Origin of the sequence: Terrimonas pollutisoli (genome assembly GCF_029360765.1) — a bacterium.
Lineage (GTDB): Bacteria > Bacteroidota > Bacteroidia > Chitinophagales > Chitinophagaceae > Terrimonas_B > Terrimonas_B pollutisoli.
The window spans coordinates 78,878-103,955 of the sequence record NZ_JARKNA010000005.1; the positions used below are offsets into that span (position 1 = coordinate 78,878).

Genomic DNA, 25,078 nt, shown 5'->3' on the forward strand with positions numbered 1-25,078 from the left:
CCCGGCCATAAATGTATATCAGAGCTATCGGTTTTTCAAGTAACTCATCGCCTGTTTTTGGTATTATTATTTTTTATCATTTCCCCTCAGTAAAAAAGGAATTATACCCAGGCAAAGCAACTACCTGTAAGGTTTTCCATCTGCCGCCATCAACTTGCTCAATCAATGAAAGGGTGGTGAAGTGGAGTTGAACCGGTAACTTAATTTCGCTGATGGCTGCAAAAATTTCGTCGGTACAGGTGGAATTCCTGGGATGCATCAGGGTGATATGCGGTTGCTGTGGTCTCGGGTTGTCATTCAATCCTTTTAAGACCTGCTTCCTGAGATGATGAAATTCCTTGTTGTCATTGGTGGCTGGTAGTAATACACCCCTGCCATTGTCAAAACGTGTCACCGGTCCAAAATAAATGGTTATTGCCTTTTCTTTGAGCGTTAGAAGGTTTTTCAAAACCTGGTCCATATCCAACAATTCGTCTTCCCGGCAGAGTGTGACATGGCAGTCTATCAATTCCCGTTGTATGGGATTGTATTGACTGCGAATAGTCTCGATAGTCACGGCTTCAGTTTCGTTGACGAATAAGGTTAGTTGCCTGCGGATAATCATTGTCGCTTATGGTTGTTTGGTTCTGATGGACGAAGAACAGGAATTGCCTTCTTCTTCACCATCAAGCCACTTTCTTAGCTTTTTTGTCCGCTCATTCGTAAGCTCCGTTTTGTATATTGACCAGCACATGGGATGTATACTTCCGTAATAGCCGGGTTCACGGTTGGGGTACATCATTTTCAACTCGGCATCTCGGGATTGAATCCAAATTCGTTGAGAGGCCTTAAGACTTTTAATAAAAACAGCATCATACTTATAAGCCGTCAGTATTTGCTGATATACCTGGTTGAGTTCTTTATCCGCCTTCTGGAAATCCTTATGAGCCGACTCATTCATTTCTAATTGCGTCTGCGAAAAAGAATAATGGCTTATTAAAGTAAGAAAGACATAGTAAAGAAAGTGTTTCATAATTATTGATTGAGCAGGTTGAGCCAATGGTTGTGGCGGCCATTAAAAATACAAAGTATTCTTTTTCGTCGTGGGTGGCTTTTGCTACATCCCGGCGGGATCGCCTATTTAGTTCGAAGATTAGAGGAAACCCGAAAGGGAGAAAAGTTAAATATTAAGAACTGAAGTTAGGCTTTGTTCGTCAAGCTTACTCAAAGTCATATACTGTCGTGTCAATTTCGTGGGCAATTAACTCGTGATTTATTATAGGTTCAATTTCTACCATTGTCCACCCGCAAGACCACAACCTATTCTCGGCATATGAACATTTGCGCTTTGACTTTTTGCAAATTGTCTAACTCTTTCTAAACATTCTTTCACCGATGAATAGCGAATTGGGGGAACGCCGTCCGAATTCGGCTTAGTATCATGCTGTGCTATCATATTTGCAATCCAAATATCATTAGTAACTTTTACAAATTGAACATTGCCTAGTTCAAACTTTCTTTCATTTGAATATTTGTCTCTGCTTTCAAGCCTTTCAAATTTTAAATTGTCTGTTGGGTCGAGTTCTTTTCTTTTATACCAATTTCTATATTCTGTTTCAGGCTGTTTCCACTTTTTAGAAATTGCCAAAACAAATCCTTTTCCCCAACCACCAACATCATTACAAATGTGAACTATGATTTTTGCTTTGTTGCCTGTTGGGTTTGTCGCGTCGCCTTTTAAATATTTTATTGGCATTAGTTCAATTTGTTTGAAGTCCCGATTTAAGCTAATTGTGTCAATTGATATGCTGTAACCATTGTACGCTGAGTTGCCGATGTCTGGATGTGGTACAATTCTATTTTCTACCTCCATGTAATTAGTCGCTTCACAATAGTAGCCGGTTGGTTTAGTTTGATTTGGTTTGCTTATTATAACTCGTTCACCCTTTAATAATTTTGCTTTATCCCCACCTGTATATGCTGCCATAAAATGTGTCAAATAATTAATATCTACATCATGTAATGCCTCAAAAATTTCTCCACCATTTGGATAGAAAAGTCCTTTTGGCATTCGTGCATTTGTCAACTTTCTTGCATTTTCCAAAGTTTTACCGCCAATGTTTTTTCTTTTCCCATCTTTAAATTCTTTGAAAAGTTCGTCAATTGTTTTGAAGCCCAAAACTCTATATATAAACGCTTTTAATTTCATTGTAAGGTGTCATCTTAACTTTTATGCATAACATAGATGGTGACGCCGTAACGCCTTTATACTACCCTATTAACTTTTTTGGGCAATGCACATGAGAATGAGATGTCAAATGCGTTAATATCTTTGAATGAAACCACCTTTCTGCCATAAAAAGTTTCCGGTTCTATCTGCATGCTGGTACCCTTACGGCTTAAAATTTCAATAATAGTATCCACTTCATCAACATTAAACCAAAGACTTGAATCTTTTGCGGCGGAGGAAGTAGTTCGTTCATCTGGTCCAATCATAAATGCCGCACCGTTCCATTCAAGCCTTGCCCAGTTAAGTTCGCAACCTGGTTCCCAAATATGATTTGTAGCAGTGCATTCAAAACCGATGTCCTGGTACCATTTTATAGTTTGACCGATATCCGGAACTTTTAAAAAAGGAACACACTCTGTCATAACTAGTAGATTTATTGAGGGGATCTCACGACATAACGCAAAACTCGTACATTGATGTATCATGCGCTATAACACTAAAAATACTAAATCTCCAAATGGTATTACACATTTGGATTGTTTATTGTAGCAATGCGATTTTCGCTGCGTTCGTCTTATTCTTTCATAAGTACCTTACCGGGATTAAGTACCCGGAAAAAAATGATTGCCTGATCAACGTGTACAATCCAAGACTAAATTTTTTGCCATTCCTTCTTTCCCATACACAGCAATGCATCAATGATCAACCGGTTTATGCGGGAAAATTGTTCCCGTGCAAAAACATGCGAAAGCCTTGCAGGATTATTTTTTAATTTTAAAGCTATGGTCACCAGCTTTTAATTAAAAGGCATGGATACGGGTAAAACAATTTTTGTAACAGGTGCAACAGGAAAACAGGGTGGAGCCGCAATAAAACATTTGCTGCAACGCGGTTTTGCTATCAAAGCATTTACCCGGAATAAAGAAAGCAAAGCTGCTCAATTACTCCGTCAACCGAATGTTGAAATTATAGAAGGTAATTTGGATGAACCTTCTACCTATACTGATCACCTGGATAATATCCATGGCATTTTCGCCGTGCTCGATTTTAAACAGGGACCTACAAAAGAAACGGAACAGGGATTTGATCTTATCATAGCCGCGAAAGAAAAAAGCATTGCTCATTTCCTTTATTCTTCCGTCATTGGCGCCGATGCCAACACCGGCATTCCACATTGGGAAAGCAAGAACAAGATTGAAAATTTGCTGAAGCAAAGTGGCGTGCATCATACCATTATCCGCCCCTGTTACTTTATGGAAAACTTTTTATTGCCTCAGGTAAAGAGCCGGCTACTAAAAGGAAAATTAGTAATGCCGCTGCATAAGAAAAAAGTACAACAATACATGAGCACCGAAGATGTAGGTCGCATTGCGGCAATCATCTTTTCCGAATCGCAAAGCTATATGGACAAAACAATCACTCTTGCTTCTGAACAAATGGATGGCATAACGTTGGCCGAACATTTTTCGACAGCCTTTAACAAGCCGGTAAAATACCAGCAACTGCCGGGTGTCATTACCCGGTTAGTAATGGGCCGCGACCTTTACAAAATGTTTAACTGGATCAACCAGCATGATGCTGTTTTTGTAAAGGACCTCGATGCGTTAAAACGAGATTTTCCCGGCATGCTTTCGCTGGATGAATGGATCAAACAAAAATTTAATTAACAATAGCCGTCGCAGTGGCTCGCTGCTTTACATGCTTTCTTACTTCCGGCGCCACTTTGGTTCCCAACAATTCAATCGAATGCATCATTTTATTATGCGGAATGCTGCCCACACTCATTTGTGCGAGAAAGCGGGTATTGCCAAACAATTCATACTCGTATAAAATTTTATCGATCACCTGTTGCGGGCTGCCCACCAGCAATGAACCTTCATTTGATCGCATCATTTCATATTGCTGACGGTTCATCGGGTTCCAACCACGTTCTCTTCCCAGTTTCGTCATCACATCAGCATAAGAAGGATAGAATTCATCAGCTGCCTGCTGCGATGTATCGGCAATAAATACATGAGAGTTAATACCGAGTTGTAATGTATTGGCAGCATGCCCTGCTTTCACAGCACTGTCCCGGTAGAGTTTTGTGAGTGAAGCAAAACGTGCCGGCATACCGCCGATGATAGCAAGGGCCATGGGCAATCCATATTGGGCAGCCCTCACCACCGATTCAGGTGTACCACCGATAGCTACCCATATTGGTAGTTTATCCTGGTAGGGCCGGGGATAAACACCCCGGTTCTGTATGGAAGGACGATGATGCCCTTTCCAGTTTATTTTTTCTGATTCATTCAGCTTTACCAGCAGATCGAGCTTTTCTGAAAACAATTCATCATAATCTTCGAGCTCATAACCAAACAAAGGAAAGGATTCGATAAACGAACCACGACCCGCCATGATCTCGGCCCTTCCTTTGGACAAAAGATCAATCGTAGCAAAATCCTGGAACACTCTCACCGGGTCATCAGAACTCAATACGGTGACAGCGCTGGATAGCTTTATGGTTTTTGTTTTTACGGCCGCCGCTGCAAGTATCACAGCAGGAGAAGACACTGCATAGTCAGGACGATGATGCTCACCCACAGCAAATACATCGAGACCCACCTGTTCCGCTAATTCAATTTCTTCCATCAGGTTGCTGAGCCGTTGCTGCGCCGGTATCGTTTTACCGGTGCCGGGATCGGCTGTCATTTCCGCAAACGTATAAATGCCTATTTCCATGAGTGTCCTTTTTTGTTTAGACTATAACAAAAACAAGTGCTGTTTGTTAAGAACTGTACCCCAAAAAGTACCGCCAGTATAATCAGCGGCGTCATAAAGGATCTTTTGTATAACAGGTCAGAGCTAAGGCTCCGCTGGAATAACAGACGAGTAATACAAAGCCAATGACATTGGTTGGGGGAAAAAATAAACAGTGGGAGTTGAATTAACTGTACCGATCATTTCGCCAGGGATAAGCCGTATTAGAATAACCACGTTCTTCCCAGAATCCCGGTTTATTCTTTTTCAAAAATTCAATCCTGTTGATCCATTTAGAACCTTTCCAGGCATATAATTGTGGCGTGATCATTCGCACCGGGCCACCATGTTCTTTGGGCAATGGTTTTCCTTCAAACTCATGAACCAATAACACATCCGGCTTTAATGCTTCTTCCAATGAAATATTGGTGGTATAATCATCATAACCGTAACATAAAATATGCGTTGCTGCTTCTTTTGGTTGAGCCAGTGCAGCCAGGTCAAGTAATCGAACGCCTTTCCAGCTCATATTTAGTTTTGACCAGGTAGTGACGCAATGAAAATCGGAAACATCATCCGTTTGCGGCAATGCCATAAACTGTTCCCAATTGAGCGTAACAGGGTTCTCCACTTCGCCATCTAATACCAGCTTCCATTCATTCAGCGGGATATCCGGTTGCAGTCCCAGGTCCAGCACCGGCCATTTTTGAGTAACGATTTGCCCAACAGGAACCATTGGCATCCCGTGACGATTCGGATTGCCTTTACCCATTGGTCTGTCATCTGCTACCGAAGGCGTCTGTTTGATCTTTTCCTCAAACCTTGCTTTCAGTTTCATCCTGGCATCTACTACCCGGTCGAGTTTGTCTGATTGTTCCATGTTCTCAAATTATGATAAAATTATGCCACAGCATTATACCATTCCTGTTTAAAATTATCGATATCCTGCTTTTCAGGTTGTCCGTTACCAGACATCGCATAACTGCAAATATTTTTTCTTTTTAAAAACAAACAATCACTCCGTTTGTTGAAAAGAATACTACTCCCACACTAAAAAGATTAACATGGATAAAGTATGGTTTATAACAGGCTGTTCTACCGGCTTTGGCCGCGAACTGGCCAAATTGGTATTAGCTTCAGGCTATAAGGCAGCCGTAACTTCCCGTAATCCCAATGATGTAAAAGACATTGTGACCCAATATCCGAATACTTCCATGGCGATACAGTTGGATGTAACAAAACCCGTGGAGATAAAGAATGCGGTGAAGCAGGCAAGAGAAAAATTTGGACAGATTGATGTATTGGTCAATAATGCGGGCATCGGTTATTTTGGCGCCATTGAAGAAAGCGAGGAGGAAGAAGTGCGTCGCATGTTTGAGATAAATTTTTGGGGACTGGCCAATGTCACGAAAGAAATCCTGCCGATCATGCGCAAGCAACGCAGCGGGCATATTATCAATATTTCTTCTATAGGAGGACTGGCTGCTTTCCCGGGAGTTGGTTTTTACAACGCCTCCAAATTTGCGGTGACGGGTTATTCGGAAGCACTCGCAAAAGAAACAGCACATTTGGGTATTAAAGTAACAGTGATTGCACCCAGTGGCTTTCGCACCGATTGGGCGGGTCGCTCGGCCAATGATTCAAAAATTGTAATTGATGATTATGCGTCATCGGCCCATGCAAACCAAACTACTATTCGTGGATATAGCGGTAATCAGCCCGGTGATCCGGTACGTGCAGCTGAAGCTATTGTGAAAGTGGTTGAAGCTGCAGAACCACCGATAAGATTATTATTAGGTGTTGGCGCACTAAGAGGTGCACGCAACAAAATAAAAGAAATGCAAAAAGATTTTGATGCGTGGGAAGAAATAACTATTGGAGCCGATCAACCCAAACAAGAGATAAAGTGATTTGGTCGCAGCAAGTTAATTAACTTGCCTGCCATGGATGCATACCAGTTACAGGCAAAAAAAGAATTAAAAGGATGGCAGAAGCAGATGCTGCGGAGGCCATCCTTTTTTAATAAGCTTTCGAAGCGAACGCAGGATAAAATAAATTCCTGGATACCTGAGAAAGTACACAACGCCGTAACAGTCGCTATCAAACAAATGATCCGGGGCGTATTGTTTGGTGCAAAGTATACCACGGCTGATCCCATCATCAATGCCAGCCTGGAGATACGTGAAGCAAGAGTGGAGGAGAAGATAAAATTTTATAAGACAACCGCAGCAGTGGAAGGCGGTATCACCGGTGCTGGTGGTATTTTATTAGGACTCGCTGATTTCCCGTTGCTGATCGCTATTAAAATAAAATTTCTGTTTGATGTGGCCGCTGCTTACGGATTTGATACCCATGATTACAAAGAACGGGTTTACCTGCTGCATATTTTCGAATTGGCGTTCTCCAGCCATGAACACCGCAAACAGATCTATTTAAAAATGGAAAACTGGGATCAGAAAAGTAAAGAATTACCGGCCGATATTCATCAATTTGACTGGCGCAATTTTCAACAGCAATACCGCGATTATATTGACCTGGCCAAGATGGCCCAGTTGGTTCCGGTGATAGGTGCTCCCGTGGGTGTGTTAGTGAACTATCGATTGATCCGCAAACTGGGTAAGACGGCTATGAATGCTTATAGGATGCGGCTGCTGAATTAGTTTTTTGAACCACGTGAGAAACGGGGTCACGGGGCAGGGAGAATAGTTAATTTATGCATCTGCACTGATTAAATTTGCTGTGCCTTCGTGTCTTTGTGCCGCTGTGTTTCATATGTCTTGGTCCATAGAAGCAGTGGAAATAATTTATTAGTCTGCGGTGCCAAATATTTTTACATTTGATTTTATCCTTCTATGAACGGAACTGACATCATCCGCTTTCGCCTATTCAATCAACAAATAGCAAAACCCGTTTTTACCAAGCCGGCTGAAGTTGTCGCCTGGTTAGTGGCCATGCAGGCACAGGAATATGCAATGGCCAAATGGGCGATTGGTTTACGGTTACCGCAGGCAACCGACAGCTTGATTGAAACGGCCTTTGCCAAAGGCGATATTCTACGAACTCACCTGATGCGGCCTACCTGGCATTTTGTGACACCAAAAGATATTCGCTGGTTGTTGCGGTTAACCGCTCCACGGGTAGAAGCAATCAACGCTTATACTTATCGTGAACAAAACCTGGATAGCAAAATATTTAAACGCAGTAACGATATCATAGCAAAAGCACTGGAAGGTGGCAAGCAGTTGATGCGAACAGAATTACAAGCTATATTAAAACAAAAAAAGATCGATGCAGACGGTATACGTTTATCCTGCCTGATGATGAAAGCAGAACTGGAAGGGATTATCTGCAGTGGGGCAAGAAGAGGCAATCAACATACTTATGCTTTGCTGGATGAAAGAGCTAGACCGGAGAAAGCGATGACAAGGAAAGAGGCGTTGTTTCAATTCACCCAACGCTACTTCACGAGCCGCGGACCGGCAACGGTCAAAGATTTTGCCGGCTGGTCGGGTTTATCCATTACCGAAGCGAAAGAAGGGGCAGCCATGTTGCCTAAAAAGTTTATTCGGGAAAAAATAAATGAACAGGAATATATTTTTCTGCCTTCGGTTATGGCTACCGGTAAAATACAATCCAGTTTCCTGATGCCGGACTACGATGAGTATGGTATGAGTTATAAGGATCGGAGTGCCTTGTTTAACGGAACAGTTGATCTTTCTTTATTTAAAAATGAAAATCCGTTTTTCAACCGCATGATCATTCTCGATGGAAAAATAGAAGGAACCTGGAAGAGAACATTTAAGAATAATAAAGCAGTGGTTGAAACAGTTCCTTTTAAAACACTCAGTAAAACCAGGCAACAGGCAATGGATAAGGCGATAAAGAAATATTGTGCGTTTGTTCGGAAAGGAGATGGATTGAAAGACTAATTTTCAAAGGGTAAAATATCTATAAAAAATGAACAAAGAACAAGAAATCAAACGAGCCTGCCAGATTTTTCACAATAAAAAAGCAAAGCCTGATTTTAAATATTTCGATGATGCCATATACACTGCAGATGAACGGAGCGTATTCTAAGTTAAAAACAAATATTTGAACAGAAAAAAATGTGAAGTAGTATAAAACGAAAAAATGTAGGAATAAAAAAGCCTGAAGACCGCGAAGACCTTCAGGCTCGATGTAGTAAATTATGTATTAGTGATTAAAAGTCCACCGGGTAAAAATGTCGGCCAATTGTCGATGCCGAAAAACGTACTGCCTGAAGAATAATTCCATCTTAAAATTGTCAGCAATACACATTATTTCTGATCCTCTTTTCTTCTAAAGTCCGTGATGGTCTTTCCATCATAACGGTACACTCCGTACAAAGATCCAAACCAAATACTTCCATCATTAGCTTCTAACATCCCACAAAGCATTCCTTTACCTCCTTCATGTTTTGACTTTATTTCGGTTACAGTTGGCTTTTCATTGTACAAGGATTTTTGATCATAACGGCAAAGTACCCAATCATTCCCGATGTTCGGTTTATTGGGTTTTACTTCACCGGTAGTCCAGATATTTCCTTTGTTATCTTCGTAGATATGACCAATAAACTTCCGGGTGATATTGGTAAATGTATTACCGTCATAGCGCCAAAGACCATCACTGCCACCGAACCAAATATTTCCTTTTTTGTCTTCGATTATAGACCGAACGTTGTTAAACGCTTTGCCATCTTTGTTTTTTAAAACGGTAAATGTTTTTCCATCATAAAAACAAGGCTCACTTGCGCCAATCCATAATTTCCCGGTTTTGTCTTCCATGATAGAATTAATACCGTTATTAAGAAGTCCGTCTTTCGTTGTAAAATTTCGAAAAGATTTCCCATCATAACGGCTTACTCCACCTCCGGTGCCGAACCAAATAACGCCGGCTTTACCTTCACAAATAGACGTAACCAAATTATTGGCGAGTCCCTCCCTGGTTGTAAAATGCTTAAAGAATTTCCCGTCGTAATGGTAAACACCTGAGTCAGTAGTAGCGAACCAAAGATTTCCGCGTTGATCTTCCAAAACATCCCAGAATCTGCGCGAACCAATTTTACTTGAGATTTTGGTAAACAGTTTTCCGTCGTATCGAAAAACACCACCCCATGATGCAGCGAACAAAATGTTTCCGTTTCTATCTTGCTTTACATTCCGAACCATTGTGTTAGGCCCGTAAGAAGTGACTGTGTCTTTGGTTTCGGACCTGATAATATCCGGGGGTGGGTATGGTTGGTTTTGTCCCCCACAGGAACTGCAAAAAACAAACATTAAGAACAAAGTATAGATGAGTACGTATTTCATAATTTATTTACTCAGCAACCGCCTTTTCGGGGGACACGTTTAAAAATTACTTTACTATCTCGTTCTACATAGTCGCCCGATACTATTGGATATGAATACTTGGGCGCATGCGATACATTATGGCTTCTTATAATTATTTTGTCGTTAACTTTCAGGCTATGCAATTGCTCAAGTTGAGACTTTTCCGGCTCAAATTTTACAATATAATCGACACCATCAATCCTGACCATCACACCGAAACCTAATCTTGATCCTGGCGGAAGAGAAAGAGAGGTTACAACAGCCTCCATATTGGTAGAATCACTTATATGCCTCCTTATTTTAGCTTCAGCGGCATACACTTTTTTACCTGCGGGAGACGCTTCCCATTCTTTGTACTTTATACCATCAGGGGTAGCCTCCCATCTTTCCCTTTCGGCTTTCATTTCAGCAGCAGAGAGTGGCTTTGGGTTTGATTTTTTAGAAGTTTCATTTTTGATTTCGCGATTAGCAAATACTAGTCCGCTTACCACAACCAGCGGTAAGATCAGCGCATAAATAACTTTTTTCATATTTTTTGTAGGTTTAATTAACATAGATCTATCTCCTGATAAATCAGATCCGTTTAAGGCATTTCTTTTATTTTTCGTATCCTAATAAAGTTTGATACAGCGAAACTACTTTGATCCTTTCAGCTTGAAGGGTCAGGATTGTAAATTAAAATGTAAACTTTGTAAATTATTTCAAATAGTATGTTTAATGTCGAAAAACTGTTGTCTTAGATAAAGTCCACCGAGTAAAAATGTCGGCCACTTTATACGACGTGTATTCACGCCATTGCTGATTTTACCTATATATGACAGGAAAAGAATAAAGGATGGTCTAATACGCTCCCCGGAGCAAACTCTCCCAGTAGCAACGATAGTGCACCATCCTTTATACAGCTAAACTAAAGGTCGCAAGGGACGATGCCATGAAAAACTATCGCTGGTAACAACAACATTAAAGTCATGTGTCAGACGGAGGCCGTCAGACTCACATTCTGGCACATTTTTTACCCCCTTTATAAAAAAGCATGCCATGAGAGCTATCTGGACGGGTTCCATCGGCTTTGGGCTGGTGAATATTCCCATAAAAATGTATAGTGCTGTGGAAGAAAGTACCCTCGACCTCGATATGCTGGACAAAAAAGATCACGCCAATATTAAATTTAAACGGGTGAATGAAAATACCGGTAAGGAAGTAGCCTGGGAGAATATTGTACGGGGCTATCTGGTGAACGAAAAATATGTCGTGCTGGATAAAACTGATTTTGAAAAAGCCGCCCCGGAAAAAACCAAGCACATCGAGATCACCCAGTTTGTCAACGAAAAAGAAATTGACAGCACTTATTTCGAAGTGCCTTATTTCCTGGAACCGGATAAAACGGGCACCCGGGCCTATGCCTTGCTGCGTGATGCACTGCAAAAAAGCGGCAAGGCGGGTGTAGGTATGTTTGTGATGCACAACCGGGAGCATGTGGCCATTATCAAAGCAAAAGAGGATGTAATCATCCTGAACCGCATCCGTTTTGCACAGGAGATACGTTCACCAAAAGATTTGAATTTACCGACAGATAAAAGTAAACCGGCCGAATTAAAAATGGCGGTTGACCTGGTCAATCAGCTGACCAAAAAGTTTGATCCCAAATTGTACAAAGACGATTACACTGATAAATTGTTAAAGATCATCAAGGCCAAATCGAAAGGTAAATCAACTCCATTCAAACCAATGAAAGTGGTACACTCTACTACCAAAGACCTGATGGAACAATTGAAAGCCAGTCTATCTGCCGGAAAACGTAAAGCAGCATCATGAGCCTGGCTACCTACAATAAAAAACGAGATTTTAAACGAACAGCGGAACCAGCTGGCAAAAAAGAAATGGCCAATAAGTTCCGCTTTGTTGTGCAGCGGCACCAGGCATCACGGCTACATTATGATTTCAGGCTTGAGCTCGGCGGGGTGCTGAAAAGCTGGGCCGTGCCCAAGGGACCGTCGTTGAATCCTTCACAAAAAAGATTGGCGGTAATGGTAGAAGATCACCCGGTCAGTTATATTGGATTTAAGGGCACTATTCCAAAAGGCAACTATGGTGCGGGAACCGTGGCCATATGGGACAATGGCTTCTTCCAACCGGTGAATGAAAAGCACGAAGCCATTTCAGAACGACAAGCCCTGCAAGCTATCGGGAAAGGTGAATTAAAATTTTTACTAAAAGGAAAAAAACTGAAAGGAGAGTTTGTATTGGTGCGGTTAAAAAATGATGAAAAAAACTGGCTATTGATCAAACATAAAGATGAATATGCCACAAATACGATCTACGATGCTGAAGAACCTGCCTACCGGACAGGCAGGTAAAACGGGAAAGCAGTACCCGAAAAAACAATTGCCTCCATCCGTCATGGAAAAACTAAGAAGGTTAAAACTTTTATTAAACCCATGCTGGCTTCTATCGCCAAAAATCCATTTGACGACGAAGATTGGCTATTTGAAATAAAATGGGATGGCTACCGGGCTATATCGGAGATAAAAAAAGACGACATCAAATTTTATTCCCGTAACGGTATTGATTTCAGTGACCGGTTCCCGGCTATTTACCAGGCATTAAAGAAAATAAAGCATGAGGTGATATTGGACGGTGAAATTGTTTTATTAAATGAAAAAGACCTGCCGGATTTTCAAAAATTGCAGCACTACGAAAATCATTTGAATTATCCCCTGATCTATTATGTGTTCGATGTATTGGAACTGGAGGGAAAGAACACCGAAAAGCTGCCGTTGACAGATCGTAAAAAATTGGCGAAGCAACTATTGAAGAATAATAAGATCATCCGCTATTGTGATCATATCGATAAAGACGGAATCGCCTTTTTGGAAAAAGCAAAAGAGCAGGGTCTGGAAGGAATCATCGGTAAGAAAAAAGATAGTACTTATGCGGAAGGTGTAAGAACGAAAGAATGGCTGAAGATAAAAAATGTGCAGAGTACAGAAGTGGTGATTGCAGGCTATACTGAACCAAAAGGTGGCCGCAGTCATTTTGGATCGCTGGTGCTCGCCAATAAAAAAGGAAAGACCTGGGAATACCGCGGGCATGTTGGCACAGGTTTCTCCCATGAGCTATTGGCAGAGCTGAAGAAAAAAATGAAGCCGCTTGAAACCAGTGAATCGCCATTCAAAAGCGAAGTGCCGCTGAACGGTAAAGTAACCTGGTTAAATCCAAAACTGGTGGCAGATATTGCTTATACAGAAATGACAAGAGATAAAATATTTCGTCACCCCGTATTTCTCCGTTTGCGGGATGAAAAGAAAACCAAAGATGTAAACGAAGAAGTGGTAGAAGAAATAACGGAAGTGAAAAGAAGTGAAGAAATGAAAGTAGGAAAACATACCGTTGCGATTACCAACCGGCATAAAATATTTTGGCCCGACGAAGGTTATACCAAGGGCGATGTAATCGATTATTACAATAAAATGGCGGATTATATTTTGCCGCACCTGAAAGACAGGCCGCTTTCATTGAAAAGAAATCCAAATGGAATCAGGGATGAAGGATTTTTTCACAAAGACGCCGGGGAAAAAGCGCCGCCTTATGTTGATGTGTTCAAAGTAAAGAGTGACAGCAACAACAAGATCATCGATTATATTGTTTGTAATAACAGGGCTACTTTATTATACCTGGCTAATTTGGGTTGTATTGAAATAAATCCCTGGAACAGTACCACCCAAGCCCCGGACAATCCAGGCTGGATGGTGATCGATATTGACCCTTCTGCCAAAGATAAATTTACGGATGTAGTAGATGTGGCGTTGGCTACCAAACAGGTACTGGATAAAGCCGCCGTAGATTGTTATTGTAAAACCTCCGGTTCATCGGGACTGCATGTGTATGTGCCGATGAAAAATAAATATGATTACAAGACGGTAAAAGATTTCGCCCATATTATTGCCTCGCTGGTGCAGGAGCAATTACCCAAAACAACTTCATTGGAAAGGTCATTAAGCAAACGCGGATCTAAAATATATGTCGATTACCTGCAAAATCGCAGTGGCCAGACATTAGCTTCTGTCTATAGTCTCCGGCCAAAAAAAGGGGCGACAGTTTCAACACCGCTTGATTGGAAAGAAGTGACTCACAAACTACATCCCTCACAGTTCACAATTGAAAATATCCTGGAAAGAGTAGAAAAGAAAGGCGATATTTTTAAACCCGTATTAACTGGTTCAACAAATATTGATAAGGCACTAAAAAATCTGAACCGGGATTTATAGGATTATTGGGATTAAGCAGAGCTGATTTGTCTTTAGTCTTTTTAGATATTACAGGTTTCATTATTTCATAAATTCCGGATGTAGAATGTAATTGAAGTAGAAGGCGATTCGGATTTTAATCAATTAGGCTTTCGGCTATCAATGTAAAATAACTAAGGCCGCCCTGCCTCAATTAGTAGGGGCTATATTAAATCAAATTTCACGCAACGATCGCAACGAGGCAAAGGCGCAGAGTGAAAGTGATCATTCTTTGCGGTCGCTGCTCCTTTGCGCACTTTGCGTGAAACTTTTGTAATTTTCTCGCATGAAAAAAATTCGTTGGGGTATTATCGGTTGTGGCGATGTGACCGAGGTAAAAAGCGGCCCCGCTTTCAATAAGGTAGCCGATTCAGAATTAATAGCCGTCATGCGCAGAAATGCTGCCAAAGCTGAAGATTATGCAAAGCGGCACCATGTTCCTAAATGGTATGATGATGCAAATAAGCTGATCCATGATGCTGATATCAACGCCATTTATGTAGCTACACCGCCATCCACACATGAAGAATATGCGATTGCAGCTTTGCGGGCAGGTAAACCGGTGTACGTGGAAAAACCAATGACGATGAATACTGCATCAGCCGAAAATATGGCCAGGGCTGTAAAAGAAACAAATGGAAAATTAGTCGTTGCACATTATCGAAGGGGACAACCGCTGTTTCAAAAAATAAAACAACTGATCAATGACAAGGCCATCGGTGAGACACGGCTTGTCCGTTTGTCATTGTATAAAAAATCCCTAAGCAGCCAGGATATGGCAGTTGAAAAAACGGCGTGGCGAATTGATCCGGCTTTTGCAGGGGGTGGATTATTTCATGACCTGGCGCCGCACCAGTTGGATCTGCTTTATTGTTTTTTTGGAAACATTAATAAAGCTACTGGCATCGCAAGCAACCAGGCCGGATTGTACGCAGCAGACGATATCGTAACGGGTACCATATTGTTTCAAAATGGCGTGCACTTTAGCGGCACCTGGTGCTTCAATGTTTCGGCTGCCGATGAAAAAGATGAATGTGAAATTGTCGGGGAGAAAGGCACTATTATTTTTAGTTTTTTTGAACAGCATCCCATTACAGTAATGGCCAATGGCTCCATCGAGAAATATTCATTTGACCCGTTGCAGCATGTGCAGCAGCCAATGATCGGAAACGTGGTAGATTATTTTTTGGATAGACGCCCTAATCCCTGTTCTGCGGAAGAAGGAGTGGAGGTGATGAAGCTGATTGATAGTTTTACGGCAAAATAAAAATCTTTCAATCATACTTATAACTTAATCGCAAACGATAAGAAGTAAAGCCTGTCAAATCAATCTGTATTAATAATATTTGACAGGCTTTTTCTCGGTTAAACTGCTGCACGTATTTGGGCAGCAATATGAGATTCAAATTTCTCTTTATTTCTTTCCAGCCAGGTTTTAAATCGCTGCATAGATGGGTTCAACCCATAGCTTTCGATAAGATCAAGCTGGCGTTCCTTTATATAAAGCCGTTGCACTTCAAACATATTTGCCAACTCTTCGGCACCGGGGAAGCCAAGGCCGGCATAAACGTCACGAGGTATATGTTTGTAGTAAACTTTTCGTTGTAAGACTTGTGAGAAAATGGCAGCATATTCATCGCAAGGCAGATCTTCACCTACCACACCAACCACCCGTCCAACATATTCCCGCGGGTGATCGAAAACAGGAGCGACAACGCCACCCATATCTTCAGCACTAACGATAGACAACCTGGTATCTCCCTGTGGAAAGCCGAAGAATAGATCACCGTTCTCATCTTTTTGCAAAGGAGAAAAGTTTAGAAAGTTTTCATAATAGAAGGCAATGCGCATAAAGGTGGCCGGAATTTTCAGGCTGCGGGTATATTCTTCCAGCTCCGCTTTCAGGTCGAAATGTGCCACGAAATATTTTTCACCACTTAACTGGTGATAATTGGCCAATGTGCTAAAAATAAAATGCTTAATACCCGACTGGTGAACAGCAGTCACCAAATTTTTTCCGTGACGAAACTCCTTTTCATAATGTTCCCAAAAGCTGGTGACACCGAAAACGCCGTAGACACCCCCCATAGCTTTTTTCAAGCTTTGCAGGTCATCCATATCGCCTTCGGCTATTTCTGCACCTGCACGTAGCAATGCCTGTGCTTTGGGTGAGTGAGCATTGCGGGTCAGAATACGGACGTTAAATTTTTTTTCATGCAATAATGCTTTCGCAACACTGCCGCCCTGGGCGCCGGTGGCGCCTGTTACGAGGATTGTTTTTTTCTGATTCATCGTTAAGGTTTTTGATTAATGAGAGTTAAAGTGATTATTTGAAATCAGTCAACTTTTTTGGTGCAGGCACCACGTTTCTTACCGGCTTGGTTGATTTCAAAAAAGTATAGATGGCTTTTATATCAGCGAAATTTAAAATACTGAACTGCGGCCATGGCATAGGAGGTAATAAGTCACGACTATTGTCCAAACCTTTGTATTTGCCTTTAGTAATGGCTTTTTTAAATTGCTCTTCTGTCCAATTACCGATACCTGTTTCATCGCTGGTGAGATTGCCGGCAAATGAAACGCCCCATGCACCAGCGATAGAAGTAAAGTCTTCGTTGAACAAGGTCCAGCCTTTTTTTATTTGCGCTATATCCAGCGGGGGAAGTTTACCATCCTGGCGTGCACCCGAAAGCCGGAGTTCAGGAATGATCTCTGGTCCCTTTGGTCCCATTCGTTTCGGCGAATGACAATCATCACAGAGCATGGTGTAAACGAGATAGGAACCCCGTTTGATAAGGCTGTCTTTGCTTATGACAACCGGCTTTTCGATCTTGTTACCGGCAGCACCCGGCTGGCAGGCGATCAGTGTTGCAGTGGTTATGGCAGCCAGCGCAAGCACAATTAAAAATGACTTTTTCATAATGAATAATGTTTAAACTTTGATTTGATTCGCAAGCTAGCCCCGTCAGATGCGGAAAGCAATTGGATGCGTCATGAAATGAATAAAGCGGCAGATGAAGTGTTGAAAAGGCTTTACCAGTTCTGCGGTTGCTGTTTTATATAAACCAGCATGAACAACTTTTTTTCTGACTAGATTTGAAAGAAATTTTTATCGGATGCAACAACAAATTGTGCAACTGGCCCTGGTTGTAAATGATTATGACGAAGCGATTGATTTTTACACTAAGAAGCTGGACTTCATTCTGAAAGAAGATACTGTATTAAGTGAAACAAAAAGATGGGTGGTAGTGAGCCCACCCGGATCGGGCGGATGCAGTTTGTTATTGGCCAAAGCAGCAACAGAAGAACAAAAGACAAGGATCGGCAATCAAACTGGCGGCCGGGTGTTTTTATTTCTCCATACTGATGGCCTGGATAGAGATTACCAACAAATGAAACAACAGGGAATATCATTTGTACGGGAGCCGGTCAAAGAGGAGTGGGGGAAAGTGGCCGTATTCAGCGATCTGTATGGAAATCTCTGGGATTTGATCGAGCCAGTTAAAAAATAAAAAGAGCCCTGCTTATTTTCATTAAGCAGGGCTCTTTTTCAAAATTTCTTATTTCGCATTAAACCTGACGGCAGAAATGCCTGCGCCTGTAACAACTTTTCCAGCCTGTGGTTTATAAACAAAATACAATGCATGGAATTTGCCATCACCGACCGCTTCAATTGGTATGTTGACCAATCCTCCCTTTTTATCTTTTTTTGGTATGGATAATTTTCCTTTGCCGAGCAATTTTCCATCCGGTGCATCAAGATGAAGCTCCAGTTCAAAGTCGGCAGGAGTGATATTTTGCCAACCAACAATGGCTGACAACGACCCAACATCCGTAAGATCGATGCTATCCAACCCAAACCAACCTTCCTGTTGCGGAATGATATAATAAAGGGTGCTATTGAAATGGAAAGACGTAAAACCCTTCATTGGCTGGCGCGGTTTAAAGGCAACGGTATTGGAAGGAAGACTAAAGACAGACGAACCAGTCAAGGCTTTACTATTAATACCTCCTTTATCGGTATAGCTGGCTGAAATCACCATAGTGCTCGCTGGCTTTTTGTCTGCGGCCGCTATAATATTTCCAGCTGGCGGTAATGATTTTTTCACCGATTCTTTTTTTGCCAGTGATAATACATAGCTCACAATTTCTGAAAGATCTGATTTAGACATATTGGGATGCGATGCCATCGCTGTTTCGCCCCACACACCTTTACTTCCGTTTACAATTTTTTGACTCAGGTAATTCGTAGCATCAGGATGCGTTTGATATTTTTCGGATACCTGCATGAAGGAAGGACCTATCGACTTCTCCGCTTCTTTGTGACAACCCTTGCAATCGAGTGACTGAGTCAGGCTTTTGCCGCTTAGCAATGCCTGTCCCTGCTGATGTCCCATCGATGAACCAGCTTTGTCAAAGCCTTCAACATAATCAACCGATACATATAAATTGGTGTTGTCAATTTTGGCCGTGTCATTATCTTTTACGATAACATTATAGCCAACTGGTTTTCCCGGAAGATAAAACGAACGGTTACCGGATGCTTGTTCGATGCTCACCACTGGCATTTCATTACCCGCATAGATGGCGGCCATATTGCTGATGCTGGAATCGCCTTTGCTATCTTTTACCACAACAGAGATTTTATAATCACCGGGTGTGTCAAACGTGTAACTAACCTCGGGTGTTTCAGTCTGTTTTGTTTTACCATCGCCAAAATTCCAGTTATAAGAAAGTTTGTCTTTTTCGGGGTCAACGGCATCTACAGTTGCTTTAACAGTGAAGGGCAGGTTGCCCGATGTTTTATCAACAGCAATAGATTTTATTTTAGGCGCCCTGTTGCCGCTGTTAAAATCGATTCGGAATAAACCGGCATCAGGATTTTGGGAGAACCAACCATTGCCATACTCGAGAAAATACAGTTTACCATCCGGACCAACTTCCATATCGATCAACGCATTTACTTTGATATCGGAAAGAAAGGGTTCCATCTTATCAAAATCGCCATTGGGCAAAAGTGTCACCGCTTTTATCCATCCCCTGATCCAATCGTAGATGATAAGTTTACCATTGTAATAATCGGGAAGTCTTGTTTCTTTCGGATACATGTCGGTATAATATACAGGGCCAGCCATTGCATTGCGGCCACCTGTTCCTACCTGTGGGAAATCTCCAGATGCACCATAGGGGTACCAGATAAATGCCGGTTGTGCAGATGGTAACTCATTAAGGCCGGTATTATTTTTCGAGTCATTAACCGGGTGTTGCGGATCATAAGCAGGACCAGCCTGCCCGGTAGCATAATCATATTGACGATAAGCGTAATTATTCCCAACAAAAAGCGGCCAGCCAAAATAACCGGCTTTGCGGGCCTGGTTCACCTCATCATAACCCTTTGGTCCGCGGGAGTCTGAACTGTCATTAGCAGCATCAGGACCTACTTCACCCCAATAAAGATTCCCGTTCTTTTGATCCACTGAAATACGATAAGGATTGCGGTTGCCCATCACAAATATTTCAGGTCTTGTTTTATCTGTTCCTTTAGGAAACAGGTTTCCATCAGGAATAGAGTATGTAGCATCATCATTTATTTTTATCCGCAATATTTTACCCCGCAGATCATTGGTATTGCTGGAAGATCTGCGTGCATCATATTGTTGGCGGCCTGGCAGATCATTCATGGGGCCAAAACCACTGTTGACATATTTTGCACCGGGCTCATCAAAAGGTGTGGAGTTATCACCGGTTGAAACATAAAGCAATCCACCGGGACCAAATGCAATGGAGCCGCCGGTATGACAACAAATATTCCGTTGTGATTTTACTTCTAAAACCGTTTTCTCAGATGCCATATCAATCGTATCATTTTTCAGTGTAAACCGTGATAAGCGATTGACTGAACTGTCGATCGGGCTGTAAAACATATACACCCAATTGTTTTTTTCAAAATTGGGATCTTTAGCAAGTCCCATCAATCCTTCCTCCGCATTTACATTGGGAACAGTAGCTTTCCAATATACATTGAGTAAGCCTGCCTTTTGAATTTTCTTTGTTTCATTCTTATACAATAAAATTTCTCCGCGGCGCTGAACGATTAATACATCAAGGTTGGGAAGAACAGTAATTTCTGTGGGTTCAAAAAACTCACCCTGCGACAATTGAGTTTTTGTGAAGCGATCATCATCCGGCGGGTATTGTGATTTTGCTTTACTGTAATTCAATTCTTCATTATCACCCATTGCATATTGAATACCGCCCAGCAAATGTTTCAAATAAGTTGGATCAGCATACAATTCTTCCAAATGACCCAGTGCGGTATAAAATGCACGACCGCCATCATAGTCATGATACCAGCTCATCGGGTGATTGGCTCCATTGGCACCTCCTTCATAGCTAGTCTCATCAATAGTGAGAATGACCTTTGTTTCCGGGTTTAGTTTTTTGAAATTGTATAGTTCATCCTTAACCTGCCAAATGGTATCAGTAAAAAAACTGGTGGCAGCAATGCTTTTGTCTTTGATGGTAAACTTAGCTTGTTGCGGTCTTGGATGACTGAGGAAATAACCACCTACTAGTCTGCCATACCAGCCCCAGTCATATTCCGTATCGGTTGCTGCATGTATACCCACATAGCCACCACCTGCCTGGATATATCGTTCAAAAGCGATCTCCTGCCTGTGGTTTAATACGTTGCCGGTAGTGCTTAAGAAAATTACCGCAGCATATTTTTTTAATGAATCTTCATTGAAATACTCGGCGTTTTGGGTAGTATCTACGTCAAACCCGTTTTCAGCACCCAATTTTTGAATGGCGGCAACACCGGTAGGAATGGAACTATGTACAAAGCCGGCTGTTTTTGAAAACACCAGGACCCGGGGTTTACCACTTCTTTTTTTGGAACAGGAAATTGCGAGGCAGGTAAAGGCTGTGAAAGCAATCAGTAAGTAACTTTTCATAATTATGTTGGCTTCTAATGAGATCGGTAAATTTAGATGAAAAATGCAGCCAAAAGTGATGAATATTTAACTGAAGCTTGTTTGATTTTCGGCTCTCTCTCTATTTTTTGTACACATTCTGTGGAAAAGCGTCATACCAGTAGCGGGTTACCTTTGAACTGGCATGGTATTAAGTTGCGATAACATAAGTTTTTTTAATATATCCGCAGGCCGTTAAAACCGCATTCCTGCTAATTTTGCAACAAATAATAAGATTTGAGTTATGGGAAAGAAAGTAACATTTACATTATCCGCCGAAACAGTCGGTGACGCAACAAGTGCATTACTATTAGGCGAATTTAATAATTGGAATTCTGATGACGCCATCATACTGAAAAAACAAAAAGATGGCTCTATGAAAGCCACAACCACACTGGAAGAGGGAAGGACCTACCAGTATCGCTATTTATTGAGTGATGGTCGCTGGGTAAATGATCACCGTGCCGATGATTATGTGCCTGTCAACGGTTACCATGTTGAAAATTGCGTGATCTCTGTTCCTGTGGAAGAAGAAAAAAAAGCTGCCAAAGCTGAAAAGGCTCCGAAGGCAAAAAAAGCTTCTGCGAAAACTGAAAAGATAGTTACCGCTGATGATCTTACTAAAATAGAAGGTATCGGTAAAAAGATCGCTGAACTATTACAGGCTGAAAAAATTCTCACTTTTAAAGATCTTTCGAAAGCTTCTGCCAAAAAATTGAAAGGCATTTTAGAAGCTGCCGGTAATAAGTTTCAAATGCATGATCCTGCCAGTTGGCCCAAACAAGCAAAGTTGGCTGCTGCTGAAAAATGGGAAGAGCTGGAAGCATTACAAAAAGAATTGGCAGCAGGAAAATAAAATTCCCTGAAGCATGAAATAAAAAAGCCCGGACCACTCCGGGCTTCAATGCATGTTATTGCCATTATTAATTTTATAGATTCTTTAAGATTAATTCAATTGCATTTGGTTGAACGGTAAGTAACTCCGCTTATTCGACTCTTAGCTTTATGGGTCTAACCAGGCCAATGCTTTCGATAAACCAGATCATATGCTTATGTATCGCCTCTGCCATCACATTAGCAGCAGGAAATACCAAAAACATTTTGCCAGGTTCTTCCGTAGCAGTAAAACAAAACAGCGTTCATTTTCCTTTTAAAAAAGAGAAAAGCTTAAAAAGTTTTGTTGAACCAATAGTTACAAGCGATACGCCAACAACTATTATTCCCTTTAGTCGTGCGGGCAACCTTATTATCATTAAAGCGAAAGTTGATTCAACAGAAGGCAATTTTATATTAGATACCGGTGCTCCTAAACTGGTACTAAATCTTACTTATTTCCGGGGTTACCCTTCGCATAGAGAAGAGATAGAATCGGGTGGGATTACCGGAACCACCTCGGCCAATCCAACTATGGTCAACAACCTCGTTTTAGGACCGATAAAATATTACAAGGCAGAGGCCGACCGGATAAACCTTGGTCACATCGAGAATAGCAAGGGTATCAAAATTCTTGGGTTGCTGGGATTTCAACTTTTCAAGCGGTTTGAAATGATCATTGATTATGAAAAAAATTTGATCCACCTGCATCTTATTGGTAAGAAAGAAGCATCTACTTATAAAAGTGAAATGCTGAATGATGAATCACTATACAATACTTTTCCGATCATCATTTTTGAAGATAAGTTGCTAACCCATGGTGAAATTGCCGGCAAAAAGCTGACATTTATTATTGATACCGGTGCTGAATCGAACGTGCTGGATAGCCGGCTGCCTGAAAAAATATTTGCTCACGTGAATATCACCCGGCGGGTCATGCTGGCAGGAAGTGGCACGCAAAAAACAGAAGCTTTGTACGGTGATATGAAAAACATTAAACTGGGAAAACTGGAAATAGGAACACTGCCGGTATTGGTTACTAACCTGGAAAAAATGTGCTTTTCCTATAATCAGTGCCTTGATGGAATGCTGGGATTTGATTTTCTCTCACTCCATAAAATTGGATTTAACTTTGTTAAACGCAAAATGTATATATGGAAATAAGTGGTACTGCATACCACATCATAAAGAGAAAGCTTGCCGTATGTTTGGTCATCCTGCTAATGTTGGCGATGAGCGGGGCCACTGCGCAGGAAACTGTGAAGGCCTATACGGTGAAGAATGGAAGAATGTTTATTGCACTCAGTAAAAATTTATCCGAAGCCTCTATTGATAGTTTTATTGCGCAATATGACCTGGGTGATCTTTCCCTGAAACAATTTATAAAAGGAGTTTATATCGACTCGCTGAAAAAATTGGGCTGGAAACTGGACCTGAGCAATTCGGAATTATTTGTCATCAGTAAAAAATTAGGGAGTTATGATGATCTGAGCAATCCCGCCAATAAGATCATGCTGACTGACAAGCATGCTTCTATTGCCCAACGTTTTCCCGCTGTAAGCAACCGTGTCGTGTATGGCTATAATAATTTCAAAAATAAAAAGCCATTTGCGACAAATGATTCCGTGGTTACCTTTTTCCTGCGTAATAATAAGAATGCTGAAAGAGTAATGCTGGCCGGCAGCTTTAATAACTGGGATCCGAAAGCTCTCGCCATGACGAAAACAGATAGCGGCTGGATAGCGTTGGTCAAACTTGGTCCCGGCAAATACTGGTATAAATTTATAGTAGATGGCAACTGGACAATTGATACCGACAACCGCTTAAGCGAAAATGACGGGCTGGGAAATATGAACTCGGTGTTTTATAAAACCAATATTCTTTTTACGCTTCCTGCTTTCACTAATGCAAAAAAAATTTACCTGGCCGGCAGCTTCAACAACTGGGAGCCTCGTGAGTTATTATTGAACGAAACCGTATCAGGATGGCAATTGCCACTATATCTTGCTGATGGCACACATACTTACCGGTATATCGTAGATGGAAAATGGATGAGTGATCCGCAAAACAAGGAAACACTACCCAATGAATTCAATGATGTAAATTCAGTTATCCGGATAGGTAAATCGTATTTGTTTTTCCTGGAAGGCTATACGGATGCAAGACAAGTGGTTTTGTCAGGCTCTTTCAACAAATGGCGGAATGATGAACTCTATATGAAAAAAACGGCCAAAGGTTGGGAATTGCCTTACACATTGGGGCCGGGGAATTATCTCTATCGTTTTATTGTGGACAATAAATGGGTTAGTCAACCGGGACTGGCTGATAAAAACGGGAATTCCTATTTTATTATTGAACCTAATTATACATTCCGGCTAAAAGGATTTCCCCATGCAAAAAATGTTTATCTCGCTGGCGAGTTTAATGATTGGTCGCCCAATACTTTTTTGATGAAGAGGGAAGGGGATGAATGGGTCTTTACCGCTCATCTTTCTACCGGCAAGCATCTTTATAAATTTGTCATCGATGGTAAATGGATATTAGATCCCGCTAACAAGTTGTGGGAACAAAACGAGCATAACACCGGTAATTCAGTAATCTGGTTTGAATCAGACTAAGTTTTTCCTGCAAGGAATGAAGCCGTAG

At 41.5% G+C, this 25,078-nt stretch carries 23 protein-coding genes; 12 read left to right on the plus strand and 11 right to left on the minus strand.

Annotation, left to right across the window (positions count from 1 at the left end; all coding sequences use genetic code 11):
- Positions 1–76 precede the first annotated feature (76 nt).
- From P2W73_RS10910 to P2W73_RS10925, 4 genes are all read right to left on the minus strand, one after another.
- A complete protein-coding gene (locus P2W73_RS10910; protein WP_276502069.1) occupies positions 77–604 on the minus strand; it encodes a 2'-5' RNA ligase family protein in 528 nt (175 codons plus the stop codon).
- 6 nt (positions 605–610) lie between these two features.
- Complete coding sequence (locus P2W73_RS10915; protein WP_276502070.1) at positions 611–1,012, minus strand: lysozyme inhibitor LprI family protein; 402 nt, start codon at positions 1,010–1,012, stop codon at positions 611–613.
- A 258-nt stretch (positions 1,013–1,270) separates the two neighbouring features.
- A complete protein-coding gene (locus P2W73_RS10920; protein WP_276502071.1) occupies positions 1,271–2,188 on the minus strand; it encodes a macro domain-containing protein in 918 nt (305 codons plus the stop codon).
- A gap of 56 nt (positions 2,189–2,244) precedes the next feature.
- Complete coding sequence (locus P2W73_RS10925) at positions 2,245–2,631, minus strand: VOC family protein (protein WP_276502072.1); 387 nt, start codon at positions 2,629–2,631, stop codon at positions 2,245–2,247.
- A gap of 387 nt (positions 2,632–3,018) precedes the next feature.
- Here P2W73_RS10925 and P2W73_RS10930 point away from each other — a divergent pair, with 387 nt between their 5' ends.
- Positions 3,019–3,876, plus strand: a complete 858-nt coding sequence (locus P2W73_RS10930; protein ID WP_276502073.1) for an NmrA/HSCARG family protein — start codon at positions 3,019–3,021, stop codon at positions 3,874–3,876.
- On the opposite strand, the gene P2W73_RS10935 is transcribed toward P2W73_RS10930, so the two are convergent.
- The gene (locus P2W73_RS10935) at positions 3,869–4,930 is read right to left on the minus strand and encodes an LLM class flavin-dependent oxidoreductase (RefSeq protein WP_276502074.1); all 1,062 of its coding nucleotides are present in this window, start codon (positions 4,928–4,930) and stop codon (positions 3,869–3,871) included. The genes P2W73_RS10930 and P2W73_RS10935 overlap by 8 nt on opposite strands.
- 205 nt (positions 4,931–5,135) lie before the next feature.
- Positions 5,136–5,828 (minus strand): molybdopterin-dependent oxidoreductase, encoded by a 693-nt coding sequence (locus tag P2W73_RS10940; protein WP_276502075.1) that lies wholly within the window; start codon positions 5,826–5,828, stop codon positions 5,136–5,138.
- Positions 5,829–6,012: 184 nt separating this feature from the next.
- Here P2W73_RS10940 and P2W73_RS10945 point away from each other — a divergent pair, with 184 nt between their 5' ends.
- The 3 genes from P2W73_RS10945 (at position 6,013) to P2W73_RS10955 (ending at position 8,877) form a co-directional block, all read left to right on the plus strand.
- The gene (locus P2W73_RS10945) at positions 6,013–6,858 is read left to right on the plus strand and encodes an oxidoreductase (protein WP_276502076.1); all 846 of its coding nucleotides are present in this window, start codon (positions 6,013–6,015) and stop codon (positions 6,856–6,858) included.
- A gap of 33 nt (positions 6,859–6,891) precedes the next feature.
- Positions 6,892–7,608 (plus strand): EcsC family protein, encoded by a 717-nt coding sequence (locus tag P2W73_RS10950; protein ID WP_276502077.1) that lies wholly within the window; start codon positions 6,892–6,894, stop codon positions 7,606–7,608.
- Positions 7,609–7,800: 192 nt separating this feature from the next.
- The gene (locus P2W73_RS10955) at positions 7,801–8,877 is read left to right on the plus strand and encodes a winged helix DNA-binding domain-containing protein (RefSeq protein ID WP_276502078.1); all 1,077 of its coding nucleotides are present in this window, start codon (positions 7,801–7,803) and stop codon (positions 8,875–8,877) included.
- Positions 8,878–9,246: 369 nt separating this feature from the next.
- Here P2W73_RS10955 and P2W73_RS10960 read toward each other — a convergent pair whose 3' ends face one another.
- A complete protein-coding gene (locus tag P2W73_RS10960) occupies positions 9,247–10,278 on the minus strand; it encodes a ligand-binding sensor domain-containing protein (protein ID WP_276502079.1) in 1,032 nt (343 codons plus the stop codon).
- Positions 10,279–10,289: 11 nt separating this feature from the next.
- Positions 10,290–10,829: a hypothetical protein gene (locus P2W73_RS10965; protein ID WP_276502080.1), complete on the minus strand. Its 540-nt coding sequence runs from the start codon at positions 10,827–10,829 to the stop codon at positions 10,290–10,292.
- Positions 10,830–11,337: 508 nt separating this feature from the next.
- Here P2W73_RS10965 and ku point away from each other — a divergent pair.
- From ku to P2W73_RS10985, 4 genes are all read left to right on the plus strand, one after another.
- The gene (ku, locus tag P2W73_RS10970) at positions 11,338–12,114 is read left to right on the plus strand and encodes a non-homologous end joining protein Ku (protein ID WP_276502081.1); all 777 of its coding nucleotides are present in this window, start codon (positions 11,338–11,340) and stop codon (positions 12,112–12,114) included.
- On the plus strand, positions 12,111–12,656 hold the full coding sequence (locus P2W73_RS10975) for a DNA polymerase ligase N-terminal domain-containing protein (RefSeq protein ID WP_276502082.1): 546 nt from the start codon (positions 12,111–12,113) through the stop codon (positions 12,654–12,656). Before ku ends, P2W73_RS10975 begins: the two co-directional genes overlap by 4 nt.
- 81 nt (positions 12,657–12,737) lie before the next feature.
- Positions 12,738–14,567: a DNA ligase D gene (gene ligD, locus P2W73_RS10980; RefSeq protein ID WP_276502083.1), complete on the plus strand. Its 1,830-nt coding sequence runs from the start codon at positions 12,738–12,740 to the stop codon at positions 14,565–14,567.
- Between the two features lie 304 nt (positions 14,568–14,871).
- Positions 14,872–15,852, plus strand: a complete 981-nt coding sequence (locus P2W73_RS10985) for a Gfo/Idh/MocA family protein (protein WP_276502084.1) — start codon at positions 14,872–14,874, stop codon at positions 15,850–15,852.
- Between the two features lie 98 nt (positions 15,853–15,950).
- On the opposite strand, the gene P2W73_RS10990 is transcribed toward P2W73_RS10985, so the two are convergent.
- Together P2W73_RS10990 and P2W73_RS10995 are read right to left on the minus strand one after the other, a co-directional pair.
- A complete protein-coding gene (locus tag P2W73_RS10990; protein WP_276502085.1) occupies positions 15,951–16,877 on the minus strand; it encodes an NmrA/HSCARG family protein in 927 nt (308 codons plus the stop codon).
- A gap of 34 nt (positions 16,878–16,911) precedes the next feature.
- On the minus strand, positions 16,912–17,505 hold the full coding sequence (locus P2W73_RS10995) for a cytochrome c family protein (RefSeq protein ID WP_276502086.1): 594 nt from the start codon (positions 17,503–17,505) through the stop codon (positions 16,912–16,914).
- A gap of 196 nt (positions 17,506–17,701) precedes the next feature.
- Here P2W73_RS10995 and P2W73_RS11000 point away from each other — a divergent pair, with 196 nt between their 5' ends.
- Positions 17,702–18,097, plus strand: a complete 396-nt coding sequence (locus P2W73_RS11000) for a VOC family protein (RefSeq protein WP_276502087.1) — start codon at positions 17,702–17,704, stop codon at positions 18,095–18,097.
- 48 nt (positions 18,098–18,145) lie between these two features.
- Here the strand turns inward: P2W73_RS11000 and P2W73_RS11005 are convergent, their stop codons facing one another.
- Positions 18,146–21,541 (minus strand): ThuA domain-containing protein, encoded by a 3,396-nt coding sequence (locus tag P2W73_RS11005; protein ID WP_276502088.1) that lies wholly within the window; start codon positions 21,539–21,541, stop codon positions 18,146–18,148.
- Positions 21,542–21,803: 262 nt separating this feature from the next.
- Here P2W73_RS11005 and P2W73_RS11010 point away from each other — a divergent pair, with 262 nt between their 5' ends.
- The 3 genes from P2W73_RS11010 (at position 21,804) to P2W73_RS11020 (ending at position 25,050) form a co-directional block, all read left to right on the plus strand.
- Positions 21,804–22,415: a helix-hairpin-helix domain-containing protein gene (locus P2W73_RS11010; RefSeq protein WP_276502089.1), complete on the plus strand. Its 612-nt coding sequence runs from the start codon at positions 21,804–21,806 to the stop codon at positions 22,413–22,415.
- A 167-nt stretch (positions 22,416–22,582) separates the two neighbouring features.
- The gene (locus P2W73_RS11015) at positions 22,583–23,596 is read left to right on the plus strand and encodes an aspartyl protease family protein (RefSeq protein WP_276502090.1); all 1,014 of its coding nucleotides are present in this window, start codon (positions 22,583–22,585) and stop codon (positions 23,594–23,596) included.
- Complete coding sequence (locus P2W73_RS11020; RefSeq protein WP_276502091.1) at positions 23,587–25,050, plus strand: early set domain-containing protein; 1,464 nt, start codon at positions 23,587–23,589, stop codon at positions 25,048–25,050. The genes P2W73_RS11015 and P2W73_RS11020 overlap by 10 nt, the downstream gene beginning before the upstream one ends.
- The last annotated feature ends 28 nt before the right edge of the window (positions 25,051–25,078 follow it).